This window comes from Micromonospora sp. NPDC048871 (assembly GCF_043198155.1).
Lineage (GTDB): Bacteria > Actinomycetota > Actinomycetes > Mycobacteriales > Micromonosporaceae > Micromonospora.
Genome location: NZ_JBICUM010000004.1, coordinates 267,643 through 288,077 on the forward strand (window position 1 = coordinate 267,643; position 20,435 = coordinate 288,077).

Genomic DNA, 20,435 nt, shown 5'->3' on the forward strand with positions numbered 1-20,435 from the left:
CGACTCCTGTCGGGATCGGAGGGCTGACCTGCCGGGGGTGCGCCGGGTCATGTCTGGGCCTTGCCGGCGGTGATCCGGGAGACCACCAGGGCCACCAGGATGACCGTGCCGTTGAGGAAGTTGGTCCACTGCGCGGGCACCCCGGCCAGGGTCAACACGTTGATGATCATGAAAAGGAGCAGGACCCCGGTGAAGGCGCCGAAGACCGTGCCCTTGCCGCCGTTGAGGCTGACCCCACCGATGACTGCGGCGGCGAACACCTGGAAGATCGCCCCGCTGCCCTGCGCGGCCGGTACGGCGGCCAGCCGTCCACTCATCAGCAGCCCGGCCAGGGCGGCGAGCATGCTGGCGACTATCAGGGCGATCCACAGCACCCGGTCGGTCCGGATGCCGGCGGCTCGGGCGGCGTCGACATTGCCGCCGATGGCGTAGAGGGCCCGACCGGCCCGGGTGTAGCCCAGCACCCCGATGCCGAGGCCGAACAGCAGCAGCGACAGCCAGATCGAGGCGGGGACCCCCAGCCAACTGGTCGAGCCCAGATAGGTCATCGACTCCGGCAGGGCGAAGAAGGTCTGACCGCCGGAGATGCCGGTCAGCAGTCCGCGCAGCACGATGAGCATGCCCAGGGTGACGATGAACCCGTTGAGCCCGAACCGGACGATCAGCAGCCCGTTGAAGGCGCCGACCAGGGCACCGACCGCCAGCACCACCGGGACCGCCCAGGCCGAGGGCAGGAAGTCCAGGCCCAGTCCCCGGGTCAGGGCCGGGTCGATGATCAGCCAGGCGGCGATGCCGGGGGCCAGCCCGAAGGTGGACTCCAGGGACAGGTCCATCTTCCCGGTGATCAGCACGATGGTCTGGGCCAGCACCACGATGGCGATCTCCGACATGCTCTGCAGCACGTTGATGATGTTGTCGGAGCTGAGGAAGACCGGGTTGACGATGAACCCGACGACGGCCACCGCGATGATCGCCGGCACCAGGGCCAGATCCCGCAGCCGGGCGAGGGCCAGGCTGCGCGGGGGCGGCGCGGTGGCCGGTGGGGTGGTGGCCGGGGACGCGGCGGTGGACAGCCTCTCAGGCATGGTGGAGATCCACCCCTTCCATGGCGGCTACCAGATCGTTGTCGCTCCAGCCGGGAGCCATCTCCCGGACCACCCGCCCCTGGACCATCACCAGCACCCGGTCACAGATCCGCAGGTCGTCCACCTCGTCGGAGACGACCAGCACGGCCGTACCGCGCTGTCTCACCTGCTCCACGACGTCGAGCAGGGTCTGCTTGGCGCGTACGTCCACCCCGGCGGTCGGGGTGATGAGCACCAGCAGCTTGGGGTCGCTGGCCAGCGCCCGACCCAGCACCACCTTCTGCTGGTTGCCGCCGGACAGTTCGGCGACCGGGACCTGGGGGCCGGTGGCCTTGATGGCCAGGTCGGCGATGCTCTGCCGGGCCAGGGTGTCCCGGCGGGCCGGCCAGATCAGGCCCCACCGGCCCAGCCGCTGCGGCACGGTCATGGTGACGTTCTCCCCGATGGAGAGCAGGGGCACCAGGCCCTCCCGGTGCCGGTCCTGCGGCACCAGACCGATCCCGGCGGCCAGGGCGTCCGGCACGCTGCCGGGGCGCAGCCGCCGGCCCTCCAGGGTGACCGTCCCGGCCGCCGGGCGGGCCAGCCCGACGATCGCCTCGGCCACCTCGACCTTGCCACTGCCCCCGCCACCGGCGATGCCGAGGACCTCACCGGCCTTAGCCGCCAGGGAGATCTCGGCGCCGGAGGTGGTGACCAGGTCCCGTACGGACAACACCACCGGCTGTTCGGCGGCAGGCGGGCGGTGGGCGGCCTCGGGCATGCTCATCTCTTCCCCGGTCATGGCCGCGACCAGCGCCGGGCGGCTCAGCTGTGCCACCGGGGCGGTCAGGATGTGCCGGGCGTCGCGGAAGACGGTCACCTGGTCGCAGATCTCGTAGATCTCCTGGAGATGGTGACTGATGAACAGGAAGGTCACCCCCTGGGCCCGCAGGTCGCGCAGCCGGGTGAACAACCGCTCGATGCCCGCGCCGTCGAGTTGGGCGGTCGGCTCGTCGAGGATGATGAACCGGGCCCCGAAGGACAGTGCTCGGGCGATCTCCACGAACTGCCGCTGCTCGACCGTCAGGGTCGAGGCGGGTTGGCGGACATCCACCTCCACCGACCACTGCGCGAGCAGTTCCCGGGCCTGTCGGCGCAGGGTGCCCCAGCGGATCGGTCGGCCCGGGTGTCGGTTGAGGAACAGGTTCTCCGCCACCGTCAGGGTCGGAATGATTGTCGACTTCTGGTAGACGCAGGCCACCTGCCGTCGCCACCGGTCCCGGTCGGCCAGGGGTGGCGCCGGTACCCCGTCGAAGCTCACCTGACCGGCGTCGGCGGCCAGCAGGCCGGTGAGGATGCCGACCAGGGTGGACTTGCCGGCGCCGTTGCGCCCGACCAGGGCGTGGGTCTCCCCCCGCCGGACCACGATGCCGGCCTCGGACAGGGCCAGGGTGGAGCCGAAGCGTCTGGTGATGTCCACCGCCTCGACGACGGGCCGGTCGCCCTCGACCGGCCCGCCGGTCGGGGCCTGCCGGTCGGCGCTCATGCGTTGTTGCCCCACAGGGCGGGGTCGTCGAACCGGGTGGTGGGCTCGCCCGCGATCGGCGCGCCGTCCAGGGTCACCAGGGGCGCGGGAAGCTGGTCCTCCAGCAGGCCATCACGCACCTGGATGATGGTGCTGCCGTGTTCGGTGGGGCCGGGCTGGAAGGTCCTGCCCTCGATGGCCGCCTTGACGTACTCCAGCCCGTACCGGGCGTACAGGTCGGCCGGCTGGCTGACGGTGGCGTCGATCAGCCCTTCGCCGATGTTCTTCAACTCCTGCGGGATGCCGTCGTTGGAGACCACGAAGACGTGCCGGGGGTCCTCCGGCGGCACCTGGAGGCCGCGCTGCTTGAGGATCTGGAGGGTGCCGGAGAGGGCGAAGGAGGACTGCAGGTAGATGCCCTTGATGTCCGGGTCGGAGGCGAACCGGGTCTGCAACTTCGAGGCCGCCACCTCCGCCTTCCAGTCGGTGGCCTCCCCGAAGACGGTGATGCCGGGGAAGTCCCGCCGCATGCACTCGTTGAAGGCCTCCGTGCGGTCCCGACCGTTGATCGAGTCCAGGCCGCCCTGGAGCATGACGACCTTGCCCCGGCCGCCGAGCTTGGTGCCGAGGAACTGGCAGGCCTTCGTGCCGTACGCCCGGTTGTCGGCCCGGACCACCATGAAGACCTTGCCGGTGTCCGGCCGGGTGTCGATGGTGACCACCGGGATCTTCTTGTCCTCGAGTTGGGTCAGGGTGGGCGCGATCGCGGCGGTGTCCTGCGGGGCCATCACCACCCCCTTGACCCCCTGGCTGATGAAGGTCTGGGTGTTGGAGATCAGGTTGGCGATGTCGTTCTGCGAGTTGGTGGTCTTCAGCTCCACACCCAGCTCCTGGGCGAACCGGGGCACGTATCCGATGTAGGAGTTCCAGAAGTCGGTGTCGGAGCGCGGGTAGTCCACTCCGACCAGCAGCTTGTCGCCGCCCGAGCCGGATCCGCCGCCCGCGCCGTCGCCGCATCCGGCGACCGCGGTGGCCGAGGCGGCCAGCAGTACGGTCAGCCCCACTCTCAGCAGAGCCCTGCGGTTCATTGCCGTTTCCTCCGGATCGGGGAGTCATCGACGCCGGTCGCGCCGCCGGCGACGTGGAGAGCAGCGAGGATCACGACCTAGACATCAGACGTTATGCGTTTCCGACAGGTAACGTCAACGCCCGATTCCAGGCGGGATGCGAGGATAAGCCAGTTAGCGACAAGCACGGAGAGCCCAGATAGATCTGATGACTGCCCGGCCGAGCCGCACCAGACGGGCCACCGACCACAGGGGATGTTGGCGGTCACAATCGGTCACCGACGGGCGGCCGTTTCCCCACCGGGAGACTTCGTGGGAACGCTAACATCGATGGTCTCTGATCACCAGCCCTCGCGGTTCCGGGCCGATCGGCCCGACTCCCGCAGAACAGCCACCCAAAACGGGACAGCCTGAGCCTCTCCCACCTGGCAGGGTGAGGGGCATGAGTCGGAATATCCAAGTCACCTTCGACGCCCGTGACCCGAAAGGACTGTCGTCGTTCTGGCGAGAGGTGCTGGGCTACGTGCATCCCGGTCCGCCCGGGGTAGACCTACCCGAAGGCGCCGACCCGCTGGCCGCCTGGGACGACTTCCTCGCCGAACTGGGGGTGCCACCGGAGCAACGCAACACCCGATCGGCCATCGAGGACACCGAGGGGTCGGGACCCCGGCTGTTCTTCCAGCAGGTGCCCGAGGACAAGGTCGTCAAGAACCGGGTCCACCTCGACGTGCGGGTCGCCCCCGACCTGCAGGGCGAGGAACGGATGACCGCGCTGGAGGCCGAATGTGATCGGCTGCTGGCTCTGGGCGCCACCCGGCTACGCCGGGTCGAACCCGAGCCGCCCTTCGAGGCCGGTTTCATCGTGATGGCCGACCCGGAGGGCAACGAGTTCTGCCTGGACTGACTGGCTCCAACGAGGGCGACCCGCCCGACCTCGGGGCCACGCCCGGCCCCGAGGTCGGCGGCGACCGCCTACCCGCCCAGGCAGTCGCGCACTGCGGCGCTGAGCAGGTTGGCCCGCTCGTCCTCACCATCGCCCATCTGGTTGACCACATAGGCGAAGCCGACCTGGTGGGTGTCGTCGCCGAAGGCCAGGTGCCCGCCGGCGCCGTCGTGGCCGAAGCTGCGCTCGCCGAGCATCGGCCGGGGCGGCGAGTGCAGGAGGAACCCGGTGCCCCAGCGGTGTCCGGCGTCGGGATAGCCGTACACCTGCTGACCGGCGGCACGGACGGTGATCGCGTCGTCGATGGAGGCGGTGGTGAGCAGCCGGGGCCCGTCAAGCTCCCCGACGCAGGCGGCGTAGAGGCGGGCCAGGCTCTCGGCCGTGCTGACCGCCCCCGCCCCGGGGATCTGGGCCGCCTGGATGGCCGGGTCGTTGAAGCTGACCCAGCCCTCGGGGTCGGCGGGGAAGGGGAAGGCCCCGCCCATGGTCACGGCCCGGTCGGAGACCGGGTCGGGCGCGGCGAAGTCACCGGGCGGTGCCAGCATCCAGGCCACCGTGTCCCGTTCGGCGGCCGGCAACCCGATCCAGGTACGCAGACCCAGCGGCTCGGCGAGGTACCGGGCGAACCAGGTGCCCGGCAGCTCGCCGGTGATCCGGCGGATCACCTCGCCGATCAGCCAGCCGAAGGTGATCGGGTGATAGCTGTGCGCGGTGCCCGGCTTCCACAGGGGGGCCTGGGCCTCGATGGCCTGGATCACCGGCTCCCAGGCGAGGACCTCCTCGCGGGTGAAGGGTTTGTCCAGCGCCGGCAGGCCGGACTGGTGGGTCAGCAGCCACCTCACCGGGATCTCCGCCTTGCCGTTCTGGCCGAACTCCGGCCAGTAGCGGGTGACCGGCGCCGCCAGGTCCAGCCGGCCCTGCTGGACCAGCAGGTAGGCGCAGATCGCCATGATCCCCTTGGTGCAGGAGAAGACCACGGTCGGGGTCTGGGCGGTCCACGGGCGACCGGAGCGGGGGTCTGCCGTTCCCCCGTACAGGTCGACGACCTTGCGACCGCGCAGGTAGACCGCGACCGCGGCGCCCACCTCCCGGCGGTGGGCGAAGTTGTCACGGAACACGTCGGCGACCGGACCGAAGCCGTCGTCGACATGGCCGTGGATCTGGGTGTCGGTCAAGCCGCTGTCCCTTCAGTGAGTCTTGCTGAACTGTCGATGGATGATCAGCACCACGGTCGATCCGGGTCCGTGCCCACTGTCCCTGAAACCGGGTCCGGGGCACCAGAGGTCCGGTGCCGCGACGCATCATGATGGACGACGGCGGTGCCGGACCGACCCGCCGCGATCGGAGGACTGATGGGCCACGACCGAGCAACCCTGGCCGATGTCGCGAAGCGGGCGGGCTTGTCCAAGACCGCCGCCTCGATGGTGCTCAACGGGCGGGAGGGCACTCGGCTGTCCGCCCAGGCGCACCAGCGGGTCTTCGCGGCGGCCGAGGAACTCGGTTACCGCCCCAATGTGGCGGCACGTAGCCTGCGGACCCGCAAGACGGCCACGATCGCCTTCGTCTCCGACATCGTGGCCACCACCCGCTTCGCCGGTGACCTGATCCGTGGCGCCCTGGACGCGGCCCGGGAACGCGACCATGTCCTGCTCATCGCCGAGACCCAGGGTGACGCGGCCTTCGAGCGGTACGCCATCGAGACCATCCTGGATCGCCAGGTCGACGGGGTCATCTACGCGGCCATGGCCACCCGCCGGCTGTCCGTGCCGCCGGCCGTCCTCAGCGGCCCGGTGGTGCTGCTCAACGCGACGAGCGCGGCGGCGGAGCTGCCCGGGGTGCTGCCGGACGACGAGGGGGCCGGGGTCACCGTCGCCGAGACCCTGATCGGGTACGGCCACCGGGACCGGATCGCGTTGATCGGCCGCAACCGGCGCAAGGAACGCGATCCGGAGATCTCGCTGGCCGCCGAGGCCCGCCTGCGCGGCATCCGGGCCACCCTGGCCGCCGCCGGGGTCGGCTTGCAGGTGGAGGGGTTCTGCCCCGACTGGCTGCCCGAACACGGCTACACCGCGACCCGCGCCCTGCTGGGCCGACCCGACCGGCCGACCGCGATCATCTGCATGAACGACCGGCTGGCCTTCGGGGCGTACCAGGCCCTGGGTGAGGCGGGACTGCGCATCCCGGAGGAGATCTCGGTGATCTCCTTCGACGACGATCCCACCGCCTCCTGGCTGCGGCCCGGGCTGTCCACGGCCGCCCTGCCGCACGAGCAGATGGGGCGACGGGCGGTGGAACTGCTGCTCGACGGCCAGGCCCCGAAGCAGGTCCGGGTGCCGATGCCGCTGCGACGGCGTCGCTCGGTGGCCCCGCCGCGCAGATGACCGTACGGGGACCGGGTGGCGATTCACCCGATCCCCGTACCGGGCCGGGTTCAGGAGCCGGTGGCGGCGAGGCTGGTCTCGGCGGCGGGGCCCTGCGCCGGGGCGCCCACCCGGGTGCTGGGGCTGCCCGGGGCCAGTTGGACCCGCACCTCGGAATCGACCGCGATGCCCAGGGCCAGGAACTCGTTGCGGGTCAGGGTGGCCGTGACCGGCTGGCCCCCGGTCGTGGTGAGGTCTACCCGGATCTCGAAGCCGATCCGGGTGATCCGGGTGACCCGGGCGCTCACCCCGGTGCCGCCGTCGGTGGACAGTTGCAGGTCGTGCGGGCGGACCAACTCCTCGCCGAGCTGGGTGACCGGGCCGAGGAAGCGCATGACGAACTCGTTGGCCGGCCGGTCGTACAGGTCGTCCGGTGAGCCGATCTGCTCCACCCGCCCCTCGTTGATCACCACGATCTCGTCGGCCACCTCCAGGGCCTCCTCCTGGTCGTGGGTGACGAAGACCGTGGTGACGTGCACCTCGTCGTGCAGCCGGCGCAACCAGTCCCGCAACTCCTTGCGTACCTTGGCGTCCAGGGCACCGAAGGGCTCGTCGAGCAGCAGCACGGTGGGTTCGACGGCCAGCGCCCGGGCCAACGCCATCCGCTGCCGCTGCCCGCCGGAGAGCTGCGCGGGCAGCCGCTCGGCGAACTGCTCCAGGTGGACCAGGGCCAGCAGTTCGTCGACCCGCCGCCGGATCTCCTCCTTGGGCCGCTTGCGGATCTCCAGACCGAAGGCCACATTGCGGCGTACGGTCAGGTGCTTGAAGGCGGCGTAGTGCTGGAACACGAACCCGACATTTCGCTTCTGCGGCGGCAGCCCGGTGGCGTCCACCCCCTCGATCTCCACCTTGCCGGTGTCGGCGCGTTCCAGACCGGCGATGATGCGCAGCAGGGTGGACTTGCCGCCGCCGGAGGGGCCGAGCAGGGCGGTGAGGCGGCCGGAGGGGATGCTCACCGACACGTCGTCCAGGGCGACGAAGTCGCCGAAACGCTTGCCGACGTTGACGATCTCGATGCTCAACGGTCTTCCTTCGGCCTGAGGACGGACACGACGATGATGCAGGCGACAGCGACGAGGGCCAGCAGGAACGCGGTGGCGTACGAGCCGCCCTTGTCGAAGTTCAGGTACTTCTCCTCGACGACCAGGGTGGCCGTACGGGTCTCGCCGAGCACGTTGCCGGAGACGACCTTGACCGCGCCGAACTCGCCGAGGGAACGGGCCAGGCTGAGCACCACCCCGTAGATCACCCCCCACTTGATCGCCGGCAGGGTGATCCGGCGGAAGGTCTGCACGGCGTTGGCGCCCAGGCTGCGGGCGGCCTGCTCCTGCTCGTCGCCGATCTCCTGAAGGACCGGTACGACCTCCCGGATGACCAGCGGCAGGGCCACGAACACGGTGGCCAGCACCATGCCCGGGGTGGCGAAGATGATCTGGAAGCCGGCCGCTTCGAGGGTCGGGCCGAACCAGCCCTCCCGACCGCCATAGACCAGCACCAGGGCCAGCCCGACGACGATGGGCGAGACCGACAACGGCATGTCGAGCAGGGCGTTCAGCGTCCGCTTGCCGGGGAAGTCGTAGCGGACCAGCAGCAGGGAGATACCCACCCCGAACACCGTGTTGATCACGACTGAGGTCACTGCGATGACCACGGTCAGCCGCAGCGCGTGGGTGACGTCGGGATCGGTGAGGATGTCGCCCAGGCTGGTGAAGCCGTCGGCGAGGGCGTTGCGGCCGACCAGGTACAACGGCCAGGCCACCAGGAGGAACAGGTACGCGGTGACCACCGCGCGCAGCACGTACCGGCCGGGACGGCGACCGACCGGGGTACGGGTGATCGAGTGTTCAGCCACGGCGCACCACCCTCCGCTGAATGACGTCGAGCACGACGATGACGGCCAACGAGATGGCCAGCAGCACCACCGCGACCGCCGCCGCGCTGTCGATGTTGTCGTTCTCGATGCTGCTGAGGATGCGTACGGAGGCCACCTCGGTACGCATCGGCAGGTTGCCGGTGAGCAGGACCAGTGAGCCGTACTCGCCGACCGCGCGGGCGAACGACAGGGCCGCGCCCGCCGCGATGGCCGGGGTGAGGCTGGGCAGCACGATGCGCCGGAAGGTGGCGTACCGGCTGGCTCCCAGCGAGGCGGCGGCCTCCTCCACCTCCGGGTCGAGTTCGGCCAGCACCGGCTGCACGGTCCGCACGATGAAGGGCAGGGTGACGAAGAGGAAGGCCAGGAAGACCGCGATCCGGGTGTTGGCGATGTTGACCCCGAGCGGGCTGGTCGGCCCGTACAGCGACAGCAGCACCAGGCCGGCGACGATGGTCGGCAACGCGAACGGCACGTCGATGAGGATCTCCAGCGCCCGCTTGCCGAAGAACCTGTCGCGGACCAGCACCCAGGCGATCAGGGTGCCCATCACGATGTTGACCAGGGTGACCAGCAGGGCGGTGCCCACGGTCAGCCGGATGGTGGCGGCGGTCTGCTCGTTGGTCACCGCGCGCCAGAAGCCGGCCCAGCCGCCCTCGGCGGCGGTCACCGCGACGGCGGCCAGTGGGATCAGCACCAGCAGGCTGAACCACACCATCGCCACGCCGAGGCCCAGCCCGGACACCCGGGTCAGCGGCAGGCCGCTCCGGACCGACCGGCGGGGGGCCGCCGGTCGGTCCGGAGCGAGAGTCGCCGAGGTCACTTCGCCTTCCCGGAGGCCGCGATGACCTTGGTGATGATGCCCTCGTTCTCGTCGAAGAACTTCTTGGACAGTGCCGACCAGCTCTCGAAGTCCGCGTCGACGGTGAGCAGCTTCTGCGGTGCCGGGAACGGGTTGGCGGGGTCGAGGGCCCCCTCGATGCCGTTGGTGTCGACGCCGTCGATGATCGGGCGGAAGCCGGTCAGGGCGAACTGCCGCTGCCCCTGCGGGCCGAGCACGAAGTCCAGCCATTCCTTGGCCTTCGGATCGGCGTCCTTGAGGATGGCGCCCGGGTTCTCGATCAGGATGGTGGTGGCGGGCAGGATCCAGTCGAGGTCCTCACCGTTCTGCCGGGCCAGGATCGTCTCGTTCTCGTAGGCCAGCAGCACGTCACCGGTACCGCCGAGGAAGGTGGTGGTGGCGTCTCGTCCGCTGCCCGGCAGTGACACCACGTTGGCGAACAGCTTGGTCAGGAATTCCTCGGCCTGGGCGTCCGTGCCGCCGTTGGCGGCGATGTGCCCCCAGGCGGCGAGGGCGTTCCAGCGGGCGGCGCCGGAGGAGGCCGGGTTGGGGGTGACGATGCCGATGCCGGGCTTGATCAGGTCGTCCCAGCCCTGGATGTTCTTGGGGTTGCCCTTGCGTACGGCCAGGACGACGACCGAGGAGGAGACGATGCCCTTGTTCGGGCCGTCGTCCCAGCTCTCCTCGACCAGACCGGCGTCGACCAGTCGGGTCACGTCACTGCTGACCGAGAAGTGCACATAGTCGGCCTTCAGGCCGGAGACCACCGCCCGGCTCTGGTCGCCGGAGGCGCCGTAGGAGGACTTGAAGCGGACCCCCTTGCCGGCCTCGGTCTTGTTCCACTGGGCCGCGATGGCCTTGTTGGCCGCCTCGGGTACCGCGAAACCGACGATGTTCAAGGTGCTGGAGTCACTCGCCGAGGTGCCGCCGCCGCAGCCCGACAGGGCCAGGCCGGTGACCATGGCGAGGGCGAGGGCCGTTCTGATCCGGTGCCTCATCGCAGTCGTGTCCTCCTCCAGTGCATGCCGCACTATATAAATCCGACCGATTAAATAGGGAATTTGCCCGCTTCTAGCTGCCAGCGAGAAACACCATGGGGTCGCAGTCACGGGCCACCGCCCCGACCGCGCACCGAATATCCCACTAACTCGACAGGTTTTCAAGCCTTAGCCGGCCAGGTCCGGCACGCCTGCGAGTCGGTCACCCGACACCGCGCCGGTCGCCCGCCGCACCCTCGACCGGGGCCAGCAGGTCGGCGAGGGTGGCCCGGTCGACCACCCCCTCGATGGCCCGGTGCACCGACAGCCACACCTGACCCAACCCGGCCGCCACCCCGTGATACGTCGCCACCTCGGCCGGCGCACCCCGCACAGTGGTCAACGGCCCGCCGGTGGCCCGCAACACATCACCCACGGTGATCTCCGCCGGCGACCGGGTCAGGGCGTAACCCCCGTCGGAGCCACGCGCGCTGTGCAGCAGGCCGGCCCGCCGCAGATCCAGCAGGATGCCCTGGAGGAAGGAGTACGGGATGTCCTGGCCGGCCGCCAGCACGGCCGCGGTCACCAATTCCGGATGCCGATGCGCCATCGCCAGCATGGCCCGCACGGCGTAGTCCGATCGTGCCGACACGTACACGCCGGAACCCCCGTTATCCCATATACTCCATCAGACATGTAGGAATACTGGACAAGGGTGTCCCGCTCGTCAAGAGCGGGTAGCCGTCGGGGCGGGTCAGGACACCTGCATCTCCCGTACGGCCTCCCCCGCGTACAGGCAGGCCGCCCGGTGCCCGGCGGCGACCTCGACGAACGGCGGATCCGTCTCCGCGCAGTCCGGTCGGGCCTGGGGGCAGCGGGTCCGGAACCGGCAGCCACCCGGCGGGTTCACCGGGCTGGGGATGTCCCCGCTGAGGATGACCCGCCGACGCTGCCGCTCGACCTGCGGATCGGCCACCGGAATCGCCGACAGCAGGGCCGCGGTGTACGGATGGGCCGGCTCCCGCCAGATCTGGGCCGGGGTACCGCTCTCCACGATCCGACCCAGATACATCACCGCCATCCGATCGCTCATGTGCTCGACGGCGGCCAGGTCGTGGGCGATGAACAGGTAGGTCAGCCCCAACTCCCGTTGCAGGCGCCGCAGCAGGTTCATGACCTGGGCCTGCACGCTGAGGTCCAGGGAGGCGATCGGTTCGTCCAGGACGATCAGATCGGGCTCGCCGGCCAACGCGCGGGCGATGCCGACCCGCTGCCGCTGCCCGCCGGAGAGCTCGTGCGGATGCCGGTCGGCCAGGTCACCACCCAGCCCCACCATGTCCAACAGTTCCTCGACCCGGTTGCGCCGGGCGGCGGAACCCTGCACCAGCCGGTGCACGATCAGCGGCTCGGCGATGCTGGACCCGACGGTGCGACGAGGATCCAGCGAGGCCTGCGGATCCTGGAACACCATCGCCACCCGACGACGCAGGGCTCGCAACTGCCGCCGCGACCAGCCGGTCACATCCTCCCCAGCCACCCGGACACTGCCGGTGCTGGGATCGACCAGCCGCAGCAGCGCCAACCCGGTGGTCGACTTCCCGCTGCCGGACTCCCCCACCAGTCCCACCGTCTCACCCCGGCGTACCTGCAAGGACACCCCGTCCACCGCCCGGACCACCCCGGCCGAGGTCGGAAACCACACCCGCAGGTCCTCCAGTTCGGCGACCACCTCGGCCGGTCCACGCTGCGTCGGCACCTGCACCTCAGGGCGCTTCATCAGCCCTCCCCCTCGGATCGCTGCGGGTAGAAGGTGCGGACCCGGTGAGCCGAGGAGATCGACACCAGCGGCGGCAACTCCCGCTCACAGCGGGCGTCGCCGCGCACCGGGCACCGGGGCCAGAAGGCGCAGCCGGCCGGCAGGGCCAGCGGGCTGGGCGGGGCCCCCGCGATGGTGACCAGGTCACCACCACCGGCGTCCGGGTCGGGTCGGGCGGCGAGCAGAGCCGAGGTGTACGGATGTCCCGGAGTCCCGAACACCGCGTCCACCGGCCCCTGTTCGACGATCCGCCCGGCGTACATCACCGCCACGGTGTCCGCTATGCCGGCGACCACCCCCAGGTCGTGGGTGATCCAGACGACCGCAGTGCCCAGCCGCTGTTGCAGGTCGGCGACCAGCTCGACGATCTGGGCCTGGGTGGTGACGTCCAGGGCGGTGGTGGGTTCGTCGGCGATCAGCAGATCGGGTTCGCAGGCCAGGGCCATGGCGATCCCCACCCGCTGGCGCATCCCGCCGGAGAACTGGTGCGGGTAGGCGTCCACCCGCTGGGCGGCCGAGGGGATGCCGACCAGGTCGAGCAGCTCCACGGCGCGGGTGCGGGCGGCCCGTCGGGTCAGCCCCAGATGCTCCTCGGCGGCCTCGGTGACCTGCCTGCCCACGGTCAGCACCGGATTGAGCGAGGTCATCGGATCCTGGAAGACGAACCCGACATGCCGCCCCCGCATCCGTCGCCGCCGATCCGCCGACAGCGCGGTGAAGTCCGTGCCGAGCAGTCGTACCTCTCCGGTCACCTTCGCGGCGCGCGGGGCCAGGCCGGTGGCGGCGAGCACACTCATGCTCTTGCCGCTGCCGGACTCCCCCACCAACGCCAGGGTCTGCCCCGCCTCGACCGACCAGTCGACCCCGGCCACCGCCCGGGCCGGGCCGCGTCGGGTGCCGATGGTGACGGTCAGCTCCGACACGGCCAGTACGGCATCGCTCATCCGGTGCTCCTGCGGGCCTCGTTGACGGTGAGCTGCCGGGGGTCGAGCACATCACGCAGGGCGTCACCGACCAGGTTGAACGCCAGCACGGTGCAGAAGATGGCGGCACCTGGAAACACCCCCAGCCACCAGGCGTCCGTGACGAAGCCCCGGCCGTCGAACAACATCCGACCCCAGGCGGGGGCCGGTGGCTGCACCCCCATGCCGAGGAAGGACAGGGCCGCCTCGGACAGGATCGCGAAGGCCAGCGACAGCGAGGTCTGCACGATCAGCGGCGCGGCGATGTTCGGCAACACATGCCGACGCATGATCCGCAGGTCGGAGGTGCCGATGGAGACCGCCGCCCGGACGAAGACCTGCTCCCGCACGGCCAGCACCCCGGCCCGGGTGACCCGGGCGAAGATCGGGGTGTAGACCACCCCGATAGCGATCATCGCGGTGAGCAGGCCCGGCCCGAGCACCGCCACGATGGCCACCGCCAGCAGCAGCACCGGGAAGGCGAACAGCACGTCCATGCAGCGCATCAGCAGGTTGTCCAGCCAGCCCCGGTAGTAGCCGGCGAACAGGCCCAGGGTGACCCCGGCGACCAGGGCGATGCCGACGCTGACCGCACCGACCTGAAGGGACACCCGGGCGGCGACCATGACCCGGCTGAGCACGTCGCGGCCGAGTTCGTCCGTGCCGAAGGGATGCGCCCGGCTGGGTGGCTGGAGCATCCGGTCGACATCCACCTCGTTGATGCCGGCCGGAGCCAGCCAGGGCCCGGCCACCCCCACCACGATCAGCACCACCAGGACCGCCGTACCGGTCAGGGCCAGGGGGTCGCGGCGCAACGCCGACAGGGCCCGCGCAAGCTGCCCCTGGCTCCGGTGCACGCTAGGGGCGCTCATTTGACCGTGATCCTCGGGTCCAGGCGGGCGTAGAGGATGTCCACCAGCAGGTTGACCAGCAGGAACAGCGCCGCTACCAGCAGCACCGCCCCCTGGAGTACGGGATAGTCCCGGGCCTGGACCGCGTCGTAGGTGAGCCGACCGATGCCCGGCCAGGCGAACAGCACCTCGATCACGATCACCCCGCCGAGCAGGCTGGCCAACTGCACCGCCACCACGGTGACCACCGGGATCAGGGCGTTGCGCAGCACGTGCCGCAGCACCACCACCCGGGTACGCAACCCCTTGGCCTGCGCGGTGCGGACGTAGTCCTCCGACAGCACCTCCAGCATCGAGGAGCGGATGAACCGGGTCAGGATCGAGGCCGTCACCAGCCCCACGGTCGCCGCCGGCAGGGCCACGTGCGAGGCCCACCGGGCCGGGTCCTCGGTCAGGGCCACGTAGCCCGACGGCGGCAACCAGCCGAGCACCCCGGCGAAGAGGAGGATGCCCATGATGCCCATCCAGAAGTCCGGCACGGAGACCCCGAACTGGCTGAACACCCGGGTCGCGTGGTCGACGAACGACCCGCTGCGCATCGCGGAGACGATGCCCAGCGGCACGGCGATCACCAGGGCGAACAGCACCGCGGTCAGCGCCAGCGACAGGGTCGCCGGCAGCCGCGCAAGCACGATGGAGGTGACCGGCTGGCCGCTGCGGAAGCTGACCCCCAGGTCGCCGGTCAGGGCCCGCCGCAGGTAGTCGAAATACTGCACCACCAGGGGCTGGTCCAGCCCGGCCCGAGCCCGCAGCGCCTCGTAGGTCTGCGGGTCGAACCGGGTGCCCAGCGCCACCCGGACGGGGTCACCCGGCACCAGTTGCAGCAGCAGGAACACCACCAGGGTGACCCCGAGCAGCACCACGCAGGACTGGAGCAGTCGACGGAGCACGAAGCGGGCCACCTGCGGTCCCCTGCCCGATCACCGGGTCAGCGCCACGTCGCGGAACCGGATCGCCCGGTCGGTGCGTACCTGATAGCCGGTGACCTGTTTCGACCAGCCCTGCGCCACGTCCGGGTTGTAGAGGTAGATGTAGCTGGCGTCGTCGACGATCTGCTTGGCCACCTGCTCGTACTGCTGCTTGCGGGCGCCCTGGTCGGTCTCCGTGCGGGCCCGGTCCAGCATCTGGTCGACGGCGGGGTTGCGGTACTTGTGGAAGTTGAAGGTCCCGCCGCTGTGGTGCTGGGCGTAGTAGAACTCGTCCGGGTCGATGTTGCCCAGCCAGCCGAGCATGAACGAGTCGAAGTTGCCGTTGCCCTGCTCGTCCAGCCACTGCGCGAAGTCCAGGGTACGGATCTTGACGTTGACCCCGATCCCTTCCAGCTGCGAGGCGATCACCTGGGCGGCCGTCACCGTCTCCGGGTATTCGCTGGTCACCATCAGGTCCATGGTCAGGTCACTGACCCCGGCCTGGTCTAGCAGTTGCCGGGCCTGGTTCGGGTCGTGCGAGTACGGGGCGTACTCGTAGTAGAAGGCGCTGTTCTGCGGAATGGCGGTCTGGTTGACCGTCGCCAAGCCGAACTTGGCGGCCTTGGTGATGGCCTCCCGGTCCAGGGCGAAGGCGATCGCCCGGCGCACGTTCACGTCGTCGTACGGCTTGCGCCCCTGGTTGAGGGCCAGGTACCAGTAGTCCGTCGAGGGCACCGACTCGACCTTCGGCTCGTCACCGTCACGCAGGGCGGGCACCTGCTGGGGTGGCAGGTTGTCCGTCCAGTGCACCTCGTTGCCGCGCAGGTTCTGCAGGGCCACCGTGGGGTCGCTGACGAAGGTGAACCGCACCCCGTCGAGCTTGGGACGCTCACCCCAGTAGTTGTCGTTGCGGACCAACTGGATGTTGTCGCCGGAGGTGTAGCCACTGAGCGCGAAGGGTCCGCTGCCGATCGGCTTGGTGGTGATCTCCCCGGACTCCACGTTGGCCTTCTGCACGATCGCCACCCCCTTGAAGCCGCCCAGGTTGGCCAGCAGGTTCGGGGTGGGGGCGGTCAGGGTGATGACCACCGTGGTCGGGTTCGAGGCGGTCACCGACTTGACCGTGCCGAACTTGTACGCCGTGTTCAGCTTCTCGTTGATGATCCGGTTGTACGAGTAGACGACGTCCTCGGCGGTCAACGGCGTACCGTCGGAGAACTTGACCCCCTCGCGGAGGGTGAAGGTCCAGGTCAGCTGGTCGTCACTGGTGGTCCACTCGGTGGCCAGCGACGGCTGCATCTCCAGGTTAGCGTCCGGCTCGACCAGGGTGTCGAAGACGTTCTCCAGCACCTGGAAGCTGTAGTAGGCCGAGGTCTTGTGCGGGTCGAGCTGGTCCGGTTCACCACCGATGGCGGCGTTCAGGACACCCCCCGCGCCGGCTGCGTTCCCGCCGTCGACATCGACGCCCTCCCCCGCGCTACAACCCACCGCGGCGGTGAGCAGCAGGGCGAGCGTCGCGCCGGCCAACCTGAATCTGGTGCTGGACATGGTCCTCCCCCAGGGATCCTGCGGCCACTGCTTGACCCCACGCTAGCCGCAAACCGGTCATCCGGCAGGGCACGACCGACGTCAATTACCGACAGCGGCGCAGTTGTTGCTGGTCAGACGCACGGTGTACTCGGCATCGTCATGGGTGATTCCGGACGGTCGACCGTCGAACCAGGTCTCCACCTTCTGCCAGCCCGCCCGCTGCTCATAATGCAGGTGCGGGGCCCCGGAATTGCCGGTGCTGCCGATCCGCCCGATCTGCTGCCCTTGGGCTACCCGCTGCCCGACCTGCACCATCGGCGGTTCCAGCAGATGCAGATACTGGGTCTCCCACCGCCCGCCGTGGTCGATCTTCACCCAGTAGCCGCCGCCCCGACCCCGGGGACCCTCCGGATTCTCCGGGGTACGCCCACCGAGGGACCCGTTGATCCCGGCCACGGTGACCGTGCCCTCGTACGAGGCGAGCACCGGCTGCCCCCAGGGGTCACCGGAGAGGGGGAAGAAGTCCACGTCGTTGTCGCCGTGACCGGGATAGGTGCCCACCTGCCAGGTCTCCCCGCAGCCCACCGGCATCTGGAACAAGGGGCGCGGTCCGGGCGGCAACACCTGCGGCACCACGACGTACGCGACCGCGCCGAGCACCCCCACCAGGCCGACCACCAGCAGCAGCCACGGCAGACGCCGACGGCGTCGCCGGTGTGCTCGGGGTCGGCCGGTCGTCACGCCCCGAAGCATCTCAGACGTCGACAACGCCACTCGCTTGCCCTACGGGAACAGCCCTCCGGCGGTCGCCGAGCCGGGTGGTGTGCAGGCCCTGTCGAGCTGAGAGCGAGAACGGATCGAGACGACCGGTCCGGCGAGACGCTGACGCTGATCCTGCTCACGCCGCCGCTGCTGCTGAGCAGGATCAGCGTTCTGGGTACGTTTCTTGTCGTCCCAGCGACAAGAAACGTACCCAGAGGGGCATGATCGTCAGCAGGAGGTCTACACCGTCACGCGCTTCCAGCACGCGCGGGAAGCGCCATGTTCAGGACGGTGCCGGCGTACTGTCCTGGGTGTCGGTGCGGGGGGAAGCGCGTTCGAACAGGCGTCGACGCTCGGCTGCCAGCACCTCTCGGACGAGTTCCGCCTCGGTGAGGTCCACTGCCTCCGGGCTTGAATCGGCCATGTCACTGACCCTGGCGAAGCGGTACGTCGCCAACCCGTTCGCAGGGATCGACCTCGGCGACCTCGCCGCCACCGGCATCCGCATCAACTGGCCGAAGACCTGGGCCGGCGGCACCCACCCTGCTGAGTTGTCGAGTTCGACGCCGTTACGGTGAGAGGCGCCCAGCACGACCGATGGCTCGCGAGTGGGCGTGCGGCCCCTGTCACACCGGGAGCGATCGGGCTGCCGGGCACAAAGATCGCGCTCGATCTCAGATCGAGTGGCTATTCAGCACTCCGACACCACTCGATCTGAGATCGAGCGTGATCTTAATCAGTGCGGCTACCCGGTCGTTCGCCGGCGGGGCAGTCACTCCCGACGCTCGGCCACCCACCGTTGGGGCCCTTGCTCACTCGGACTTGTGTTCGGGCTCAGCCACGTAGACGCCCTTACCTGGATGCCCCTCGACCAATTCCCTGTCTTTGAGGAGCGACATGACACGGTGGATCGTGGAGATGTGCACGCCGTACTGCTCGGCAAGCTGACGTGTGGACGGTAGCTTCTCCCCCGGCGCACGCTCACCAGATTTGATCTGGCTCGTGATCTCGTTTGCTATGCGCCGGTAGTCAACTTTCTCGGTCGGCATATGGATCTCCGTCGGTTCCCTGGCTTCGGCACGCCAATCTGATCACGAAGGAACCTGTTCCAGCAAGTTTCATGATCTAGCTACATGCAGCTTGACCTACTCCAACAGGTAGGAGTAGGTTCCATGCCGGGTCGGTTCCCTGGTTTCGGCAAACTCCTTGGTTCCGGCCCGCATACCCACCCCGGAGAGTGCTCCGCACGCCCTGCGGTGGGCACCAACCGATACCGGGAGGAAGGTGCCGAATGGTCAACCTCTTGGAAAGGCGGTCAGGTCCCTGCGGGCCATCGGACCGAAGCGCTGTGCCTGGATGTCATGCGGCGGCAGGCTGTGGATTGACGTTCGCCCTACTCGCCGGCGCTCGAACGGCAGAGCATGGGTAGGCCACGTTCGACTGATCCCCAACGGGATCGCGCCGTGGAGAGTGAGGTGCCGGTCGGGCGGCGGGTGGCGTACTGGCGGGTGCGGCGGAGGATGTCGCAGCAGGTGTTCGCCGATCGGCTCGGCAAGTCGAAGAGCTGGGTGGACAAGGTCGAGCGCGGCGTACGGGCGCTGGACAAGGTCTCCACGTTGCGGGACATCGCCGCCGCGCTGCGCATCGACCAGGCGATGCTGCTCGGTCAGGACAGTCGGCCCGTCGAGGTGACCACGCGGGTCGAGGGCGTGGAGTCGATCCGGGCGGCGCTGTGCGCGTACGACATCGCTTTTGATCGGCCGACGGCGCGCCGGAACCCGCCGGACGGGGCCGCGCTGGCTGGCTCGGTGGCGCACGCCTGGACCAGCTACCAGCTTGCCCGGTACCCGCCGCTTTTCGGGTTGCTGCCCGGACTGGTGGCCGGCGCCCAGCGGGGGTACGCCCGCGAGCCGCAGGAGGGTCGGGTGTCGCTGGTGGAGGCGTACCGGGTGACCGCCTCGCTGCTGGTCAAGCTGGGTGAGAGCGAGTTGGGCTGGCTGGCCGCCGACCGGGCGATGAGTGTGGCGGCCGGTGATCCGGTGCTGGTGGCGGCGGCCACCGTGCAACTCGGTCAGGTGTTGCGGGCCGGGGGTCGGGCGCGGGAGGCGGGCCGGGCCACCCTCGCCGCCGCGTACCGGATCGGTCAGGGCGACCCCGACCCGGCGCGACTGTCGTTGTGCGGGACGCTGCTCGTGCAGGCGGCGCTCGCGGCGGCCCGGCACGGCGACGAACCGGCCGCCGCCGCCCGCCTGGACGAGGCCGCCGACCTGGCCGCCGAGGTCGGCGACGGGCACGACCACCAGCACACCGGCTTCGGACCGACGGCGGTGGCCCTCGCCGGGGTCACGGTCGCAGTCGAGTCGGGTACGACCGACGAGGCGATCGCCCGACACGAGGAGGCGATCGGGCGTGACGGTTGGCGATGGTTGCCGCCCGAGCATCGCGCCGCCCACCTGATCGAGGTCGCCCGCGCGTACCTTCAGGATGCCGACCCGGTCGGCGCCGGTCGGGTGTTGCTGGAGGCCGACCGGATCGCGCCCGCCGAGGTACGCCACCGGCCCGCCGCCCGGCAGGTGCTCGCCGACACCCTCCGTCACCCCGACGCCCCGGCCGCGATTCTCGCGCTGGCCGCCACCCTGGGGGTGACCCGAGGATGACCGCCCCCTTCCTGACCCTGGCCCAGATGCTCAACCGGCTTACCCTGACCGCCCGCTGGACCCTGCGTGACCACCAGCCCGGCCCGGACGGCCGCTGCCCGCTGTGCCGCGTCCCGGACTGTGCCGTGGCCGCCGCCGCCCGCGACGTACTCACCACGATCAAGCGCACCCGCTACCCCTGA

The 20,435-nt window shown here is 70.0% G+C and carries 22 protein-coding genes; 5 read left to right on the top strand and 17 right to left on the bottom strand.

The features are described from left to right. Window positions 1-47 precede the first annotated feature (47 nt). Genes ACGFIK_RS12665 through ACGFIK_RS12675 form a run of 3 tightly spaced genes read right to left on the bottom strand, consistent with a single transcriptional unit; the run spans window position 48 to window position 3,677 of the window. Entirely contained in the window at window positions 48-1,085 is a 1,038-nt protein-coding gene (locus tag ACGFIK_RS12665; protein WP_327026158.1) for an ABC transporter permease, read from the bottom strand. Beyond that, window positions 1,078-2,610: a sugar ABC transporter ATP-binding protein gene (locus ACGFIK_RS12670; protein ID WP_327026159.1), complete on the bottom strand. Its 1,533-nt coding sequence runs from the start codon at window positions 2,608-2,610 to the stop codon at window positions 1,078-1,080. The genes ACGFIK_RS12665 and ACGFIK_RS12670 overlap by 8 nt, the downstream gene beginning before the upstream one ends. Continuing rightward, window positions 2,607-3,677, bottom strand: coding sequence for a sugar ABC transporter substrate-binding protein (locus ACGFIK_RS12675; RefSeq protein ID WP_393339255.1), 1,071 nt, complete (start codon window positions 3,675-3,677; stop codon window positions 2,607-2,609). The genes ACGFIK_RS12670 and ACGFIK_RS12675 overlap by 4 nt, the downstream gene beginning before the upstream one ends. Window positions 3,678-4,098: 421 nt before the next feature. On the opposite strand from ACGFIK_RS12675, the gene ACGFIK_RS12680 reads away from it, so the two are divergent. Further along, window positions 4,099-4,560, top strand: a complete 462-nt coding sequence (locus ACGFIK_RS12680; protein ID WP_393339257.1) for a VOC family protein — start codon at window positions 4,099-4,101, stop codon at window positions 4,558-4,560. Between the two features lie 68 nt (window positions 4,561-4,628). Here ACGFIK_RS12680 and ACGFIK_RS12685 read toward each other — a convergent pair whose 3' ends face one another. After that, a complete protein-coding gene (locus ACGFIK_RS12685; RefSeq protein ID WP_393339260.1) occupies window positions 4,629-5,774 on the bottom strand; it encodes a serine hydrolase domain-containing protein in 1,146 nt (381 codons plus the stop codon). A gap of 177 nt (window positions 5,775-5,951) precedes the next feature. On the opposite strand from ACGFIK_RS12685, the gene ACGFIK_RS12690 reads away from it, so the two are divergent. Continuing rightward, complete coding sequence (locus ACGFIK_RS12690) at window positions 5,952-6,980, top strand: LacI family DNA-binding transcriptional regulator (protein WP_393339262.1); 1,029 nt, start codon at window positions 5,952-5,954, stop codon at window positions 6,978-6,980. Between the two features lie 50 nt (window positions 6,981-7,030). Here the strand turns inward: ACGFIK_RS12690 and ACGFIK_RS12695 are convergent, their stop codons facing one another. The 12 genes from ACGFIK_RS12695 to ACGFIK_RS12750 form a co-directional block, all read right to left on the bottom strand. Continuing rightward, window positions 7,031-8,041, bottom strand: a complete 1,011-nt coding sequence (locus tag ACGFIK_RS12695) for a TOBE-like domain-containing protein (RefSeq protein ID WP_327026165.1) — start codon at window positions 8,039-8,041, stop codon at window positions 7,031-7,033. Beyond that, window positions 8,038-8,871, bottom strand: coding sequence for a sulfate ABC transporter permease subunit (locus ACGFIK_RS12700; protein ID WP_327026166.1), 834 nt, complete (start codon window positions 8,869-8,871; stop codon window positions 8,038-8,040). Before ACGFIK_RS12700 ends, ACGFIK_RS12695 begins: the two co-directional genes overlap by 4 nt. Continuing rightward, a complete protein-coding gene (gene cysT, locus ACGFIK_RS12705; protein WP_327026167.1) occupies window positions 8,864-9,712 on the bottom strand; it encodes a sulfate ABC transporter permease subunit CysT in 849 nt (282 codons plus the stop codon). The genes ACGFIK_RS12700 and cysT overlap by 8 nt, the downstream gene beginning before the upstream one ends. Further along, window positions 9,709-10,728, bottom strand: a complete 1,020-nt coding sequence (locus tag ACGFIK_RS12710) for a sulfate ABC transporter substrate-binding protein (RefSeq protein ID WP_327026168.1) — start codon at window positions 10,726-10,728, stop codon at window positions 9,709-9,711. Before ACGFIK_RS12710 ends, cysT begins: the two co-directional genes overlap by 4 nt. Window positions 10,729-10,930: 202 nt before the next feature. Continuing rightward, entirely contained in the window at window positions 10,931-11,365 is a 435-nt protein-coding gene (locus ACGFIK_RS12715) for an Rrf2 family transcriptional regulator (protein WP_327026169.1), read from the bottom strand. A gap of 96 nt (window positions 11,366-11,461) precedes the next feature. Next, entirely contained in the window at window positions 11,462-12,484 is a 1,023-nt protein-coding gene (locus ACGFIK_RS12720) for an ABC transporter ATP-binding protein (RefSeq protein ID WP_393339266.1), read from the bottom strand. Beyond that, window positions 12,484-13,467, bottom strand: a complete 984-nt coding sequence (locus tag ACGFIK_RS12725) for an ABC transporter ATP-binding protein (RefSeq protein WP_327026171.1) — start codon at window positions 13,465-13,467, stop codon at window positions 12,484-12,486. Before ACGFIK_RS12725 ends, ACGFIK_RS12720 begins: the two co-directional genes overlap by 1 nt. Beyond that, window positions 13,464-14,357, bottom strand: coding sequence for an ABC transporter permease (locus ACGFIK_RS12730; protein ID WP_327026172.1), 894 nt, complete (start codon window positions 14,355-14,357; stop codon window positions 13,464-13,466). Before ACGFIK_RS12730 ends, ACGFIK_RS12725 begins: the two co-directional genes overlap by 4 nt. Then, window positions 14,354-15,298 carry an ABC transporter permease gene (locus tag ACGFIK_RS12735; protein WP_327026173.1) on the bottom strand — a complete coding sequence of 315 codons (945 nt, stop codon included), beginning with the start codon at window positions 15,296-15,298 and terminating at the stop codon, window positions 14,354-14,356. The genes ACGFIK_RS12730 and ACGFIK_RS12735 overlap by 4 nt, the downstream gene beginning before the upstream one ends. An 18-nt stretch (window positions 15,299-15,316) precedes the next feature. Beyond that, the gene (locus ACGFIK_RS12740) at window positions 15,317-16,852 is read right to left on the bottom strand and encodes an ABC transporter substrate-binding protein (protein ID WP_393339271.1); all 1,536 of its coding nucleotides are present in this window, start codon (window positions 16,850-16,852) and stop codon (window positions 15,317-15,319) included. Window positions 16,853-16,933: 81 nt separating this feature from the next. Then, window positions 16,934-17,575 carry a M23 family metallopeptidase gene (locus tag ACGFIK_RS12745; protein WP_393339273.1) on the bottom strand — a complete coding sequence of 214 codons (642 nt, stop codon included), beginning with the start codon at window positions 17,573-17,575 and terminating at the stop codon, window positions 16,934-16,936. A gap of 304 nt (window positions 17,576-17,879) precedes the next feature. Then, window positions 17,880-18,020: a hypothetical protein gene (locus ACGFIK_RS12750; protein WP_393339276.1), complete on the bottom strand. Its 141-nt coding sequence runs from the start codon at window positions 18,018-18,020 to the stop codon at window positions 17,880-17,882. Here ACGFIK_RS12750 and ACGFIK_RS12755 point away from each other — a divergent pair. Further along, window positions 18,019-18,174, top strand: coding sequence for a hypothetical protein (locus ACGFIK_RS12755; RefSeq protein ID WP_393339279.1), 156 nt, complete (start codon window positions 18,019-18,021; stop codon window positions 18,172-18,174). The two genes, ACGFIK_RS12750 and ACGFIK_RS12755, sit on opposite strands and share 2 nt — an antisense overlap. A gap of 234 nt (window positions 18,175-18,408) precedes the next feature. On the opposite strand, the gene ACGFIK_RS12760 is transcribed toward ACGFIK_RS12755, so the two are convergent. Beyond that, on the bottom strand, window positions 18,409-18,645 hold the full coding sequence (locus ACGFIK_RS12760; RefSeq protein ID WP_102659391.1) for a winged helix-turn-helix domain-containing protein: 237 nt from the start codon (window positions 18,643-18,645) through the stop codon (window positions 18,409-18,411). 414 nt (window positions 18,646-19,059) lie between these two features. Between ACGFIK_RS12760 and ACGFIK_RS12765 the strand changes: the two genes are divergently transcribed. Further along, on the top strand, window positions 19,060-20,253 hold the full coding sequence (locus tag ACGFIK_RS12765; protein WP_327026180.1) for a helix-turn-helix domain-containing protein: 1,194 nt from the start codon (window positions 19,060-19,062) through the stop codon (window positions 20,251-20,253). Next, on the top strand, window positions 20,250-20,435 hold the full coding sequence (locus ACGFIK_RS12770) for a hypothetical protein (RefSeq protein WP_327026181.1): 186 nt from the start codon (window positions 20,250-20,252) through the stop codon (window positions 20,433-20,435). Before ACGFIK_RS12765 ends, ACGFIK_RS12770 begins: the two co-directional genes overlap by 4 nt.

Coding starts and splice junctions, on each gene's coding strand:
- ACGFIK_RS12665 (WP_327026158.1), bottom strand. CDS start 1,085: ATGCCTGAGAGGCTGTCCACCGCCGCGTCCCCGGCCACCACCCCACCG.
- ACGFIK_RS12670 (WP_327026159.1), bottom strand. CDS start 2,610: ATGAGCGCCGACCGGCAGGCCCCGACCGGCGGGCCGGTCGAGGGCGAC.
- ACGFIK_RS12690 (WP_393339262.1), top strand. CDS start 5,952: ATGGGCCACGACCGAGCAACCCTGGCCGATGTCGCGAAGCGGGCGGGC.
- ACGFIK_RS12675 (WP_393339255.1), bottom strand. CDS start 3,677: ATGAACCGCAGGGCTCTGCTGAGAGTGGGGCTGACCGTACTGCTGGCC.
- ACGFIK_RS12740 (WP_393339271.1), bottom strand. CDS start 16,852: ATGTCCAGCACCAGATTCAGGTTGGCCGGCGCGACGCTCGCCCTGCTG.
- ACGFIK_RS12730 (WP_327026172.1), bottom strand. CDS start 14,357: ATGAGCGCCCCTAGCGTGCACCGGAGCCAGGGGCAGCTTGCGCGGGCC.
- ACGFIK_RS12770 (WP_327026181.1), top strand. CDS start 20,250: ATGACCGCCCCCTTCCTGACCCTGGCCCAGATGCTCAACCGGCTTACC.
- ACGFIK_RS12710 (WP_327026168.1), bottom strand. CDS start 10,728: ATGAGGCACCGGATCAGAACGGCCCTCGCCCTCGCCATGGTCACCGGC.
- ACGFIK_RS12755 (WP_393339279.1), top strand. CDS start 18,019: ATGTCACTGACCCTGGCGAAGCGGTACGTCGCCAACCCGTTCGCAGGG.
- ACGFIK_RS12750 (WP_393339276.1), bottom strand. CDS start 18,020: ATGGCCGATTCAAGCCCGGAGGCAGTGGACCTCACCGAGGCGGAACTC.
- ACGFIK_RS12680 (WP_393339257.1), top strand. CDS start 4,099: ATGAGTCGGAATATCCAAGTCACCTTCGACGCCCGTGACCCGAAAGGA.
- ACGFIK_RS12720 (WP_393339266.1), bottom strand. CDS start 12,484: ATGAAGCGCCCTGAGGTGCAGGTGCCGACGCAGCGTGGACCGGCCGAG.
- ACGFIK_RS12725 (WP_327026171.1), bottom strand. CDS start 13,467: ATGAGCGATGCCGTACTGGCCGTGTCGGAGCTGACCGTCACCATCGGC.
- ACGFIK_RS12760 (WP_102659391.1), bottom strand. CDS start 18,645: ATGCCGACCGAGAAAGTTGACTACCGGCGCATAGCAAACGAGATCACG.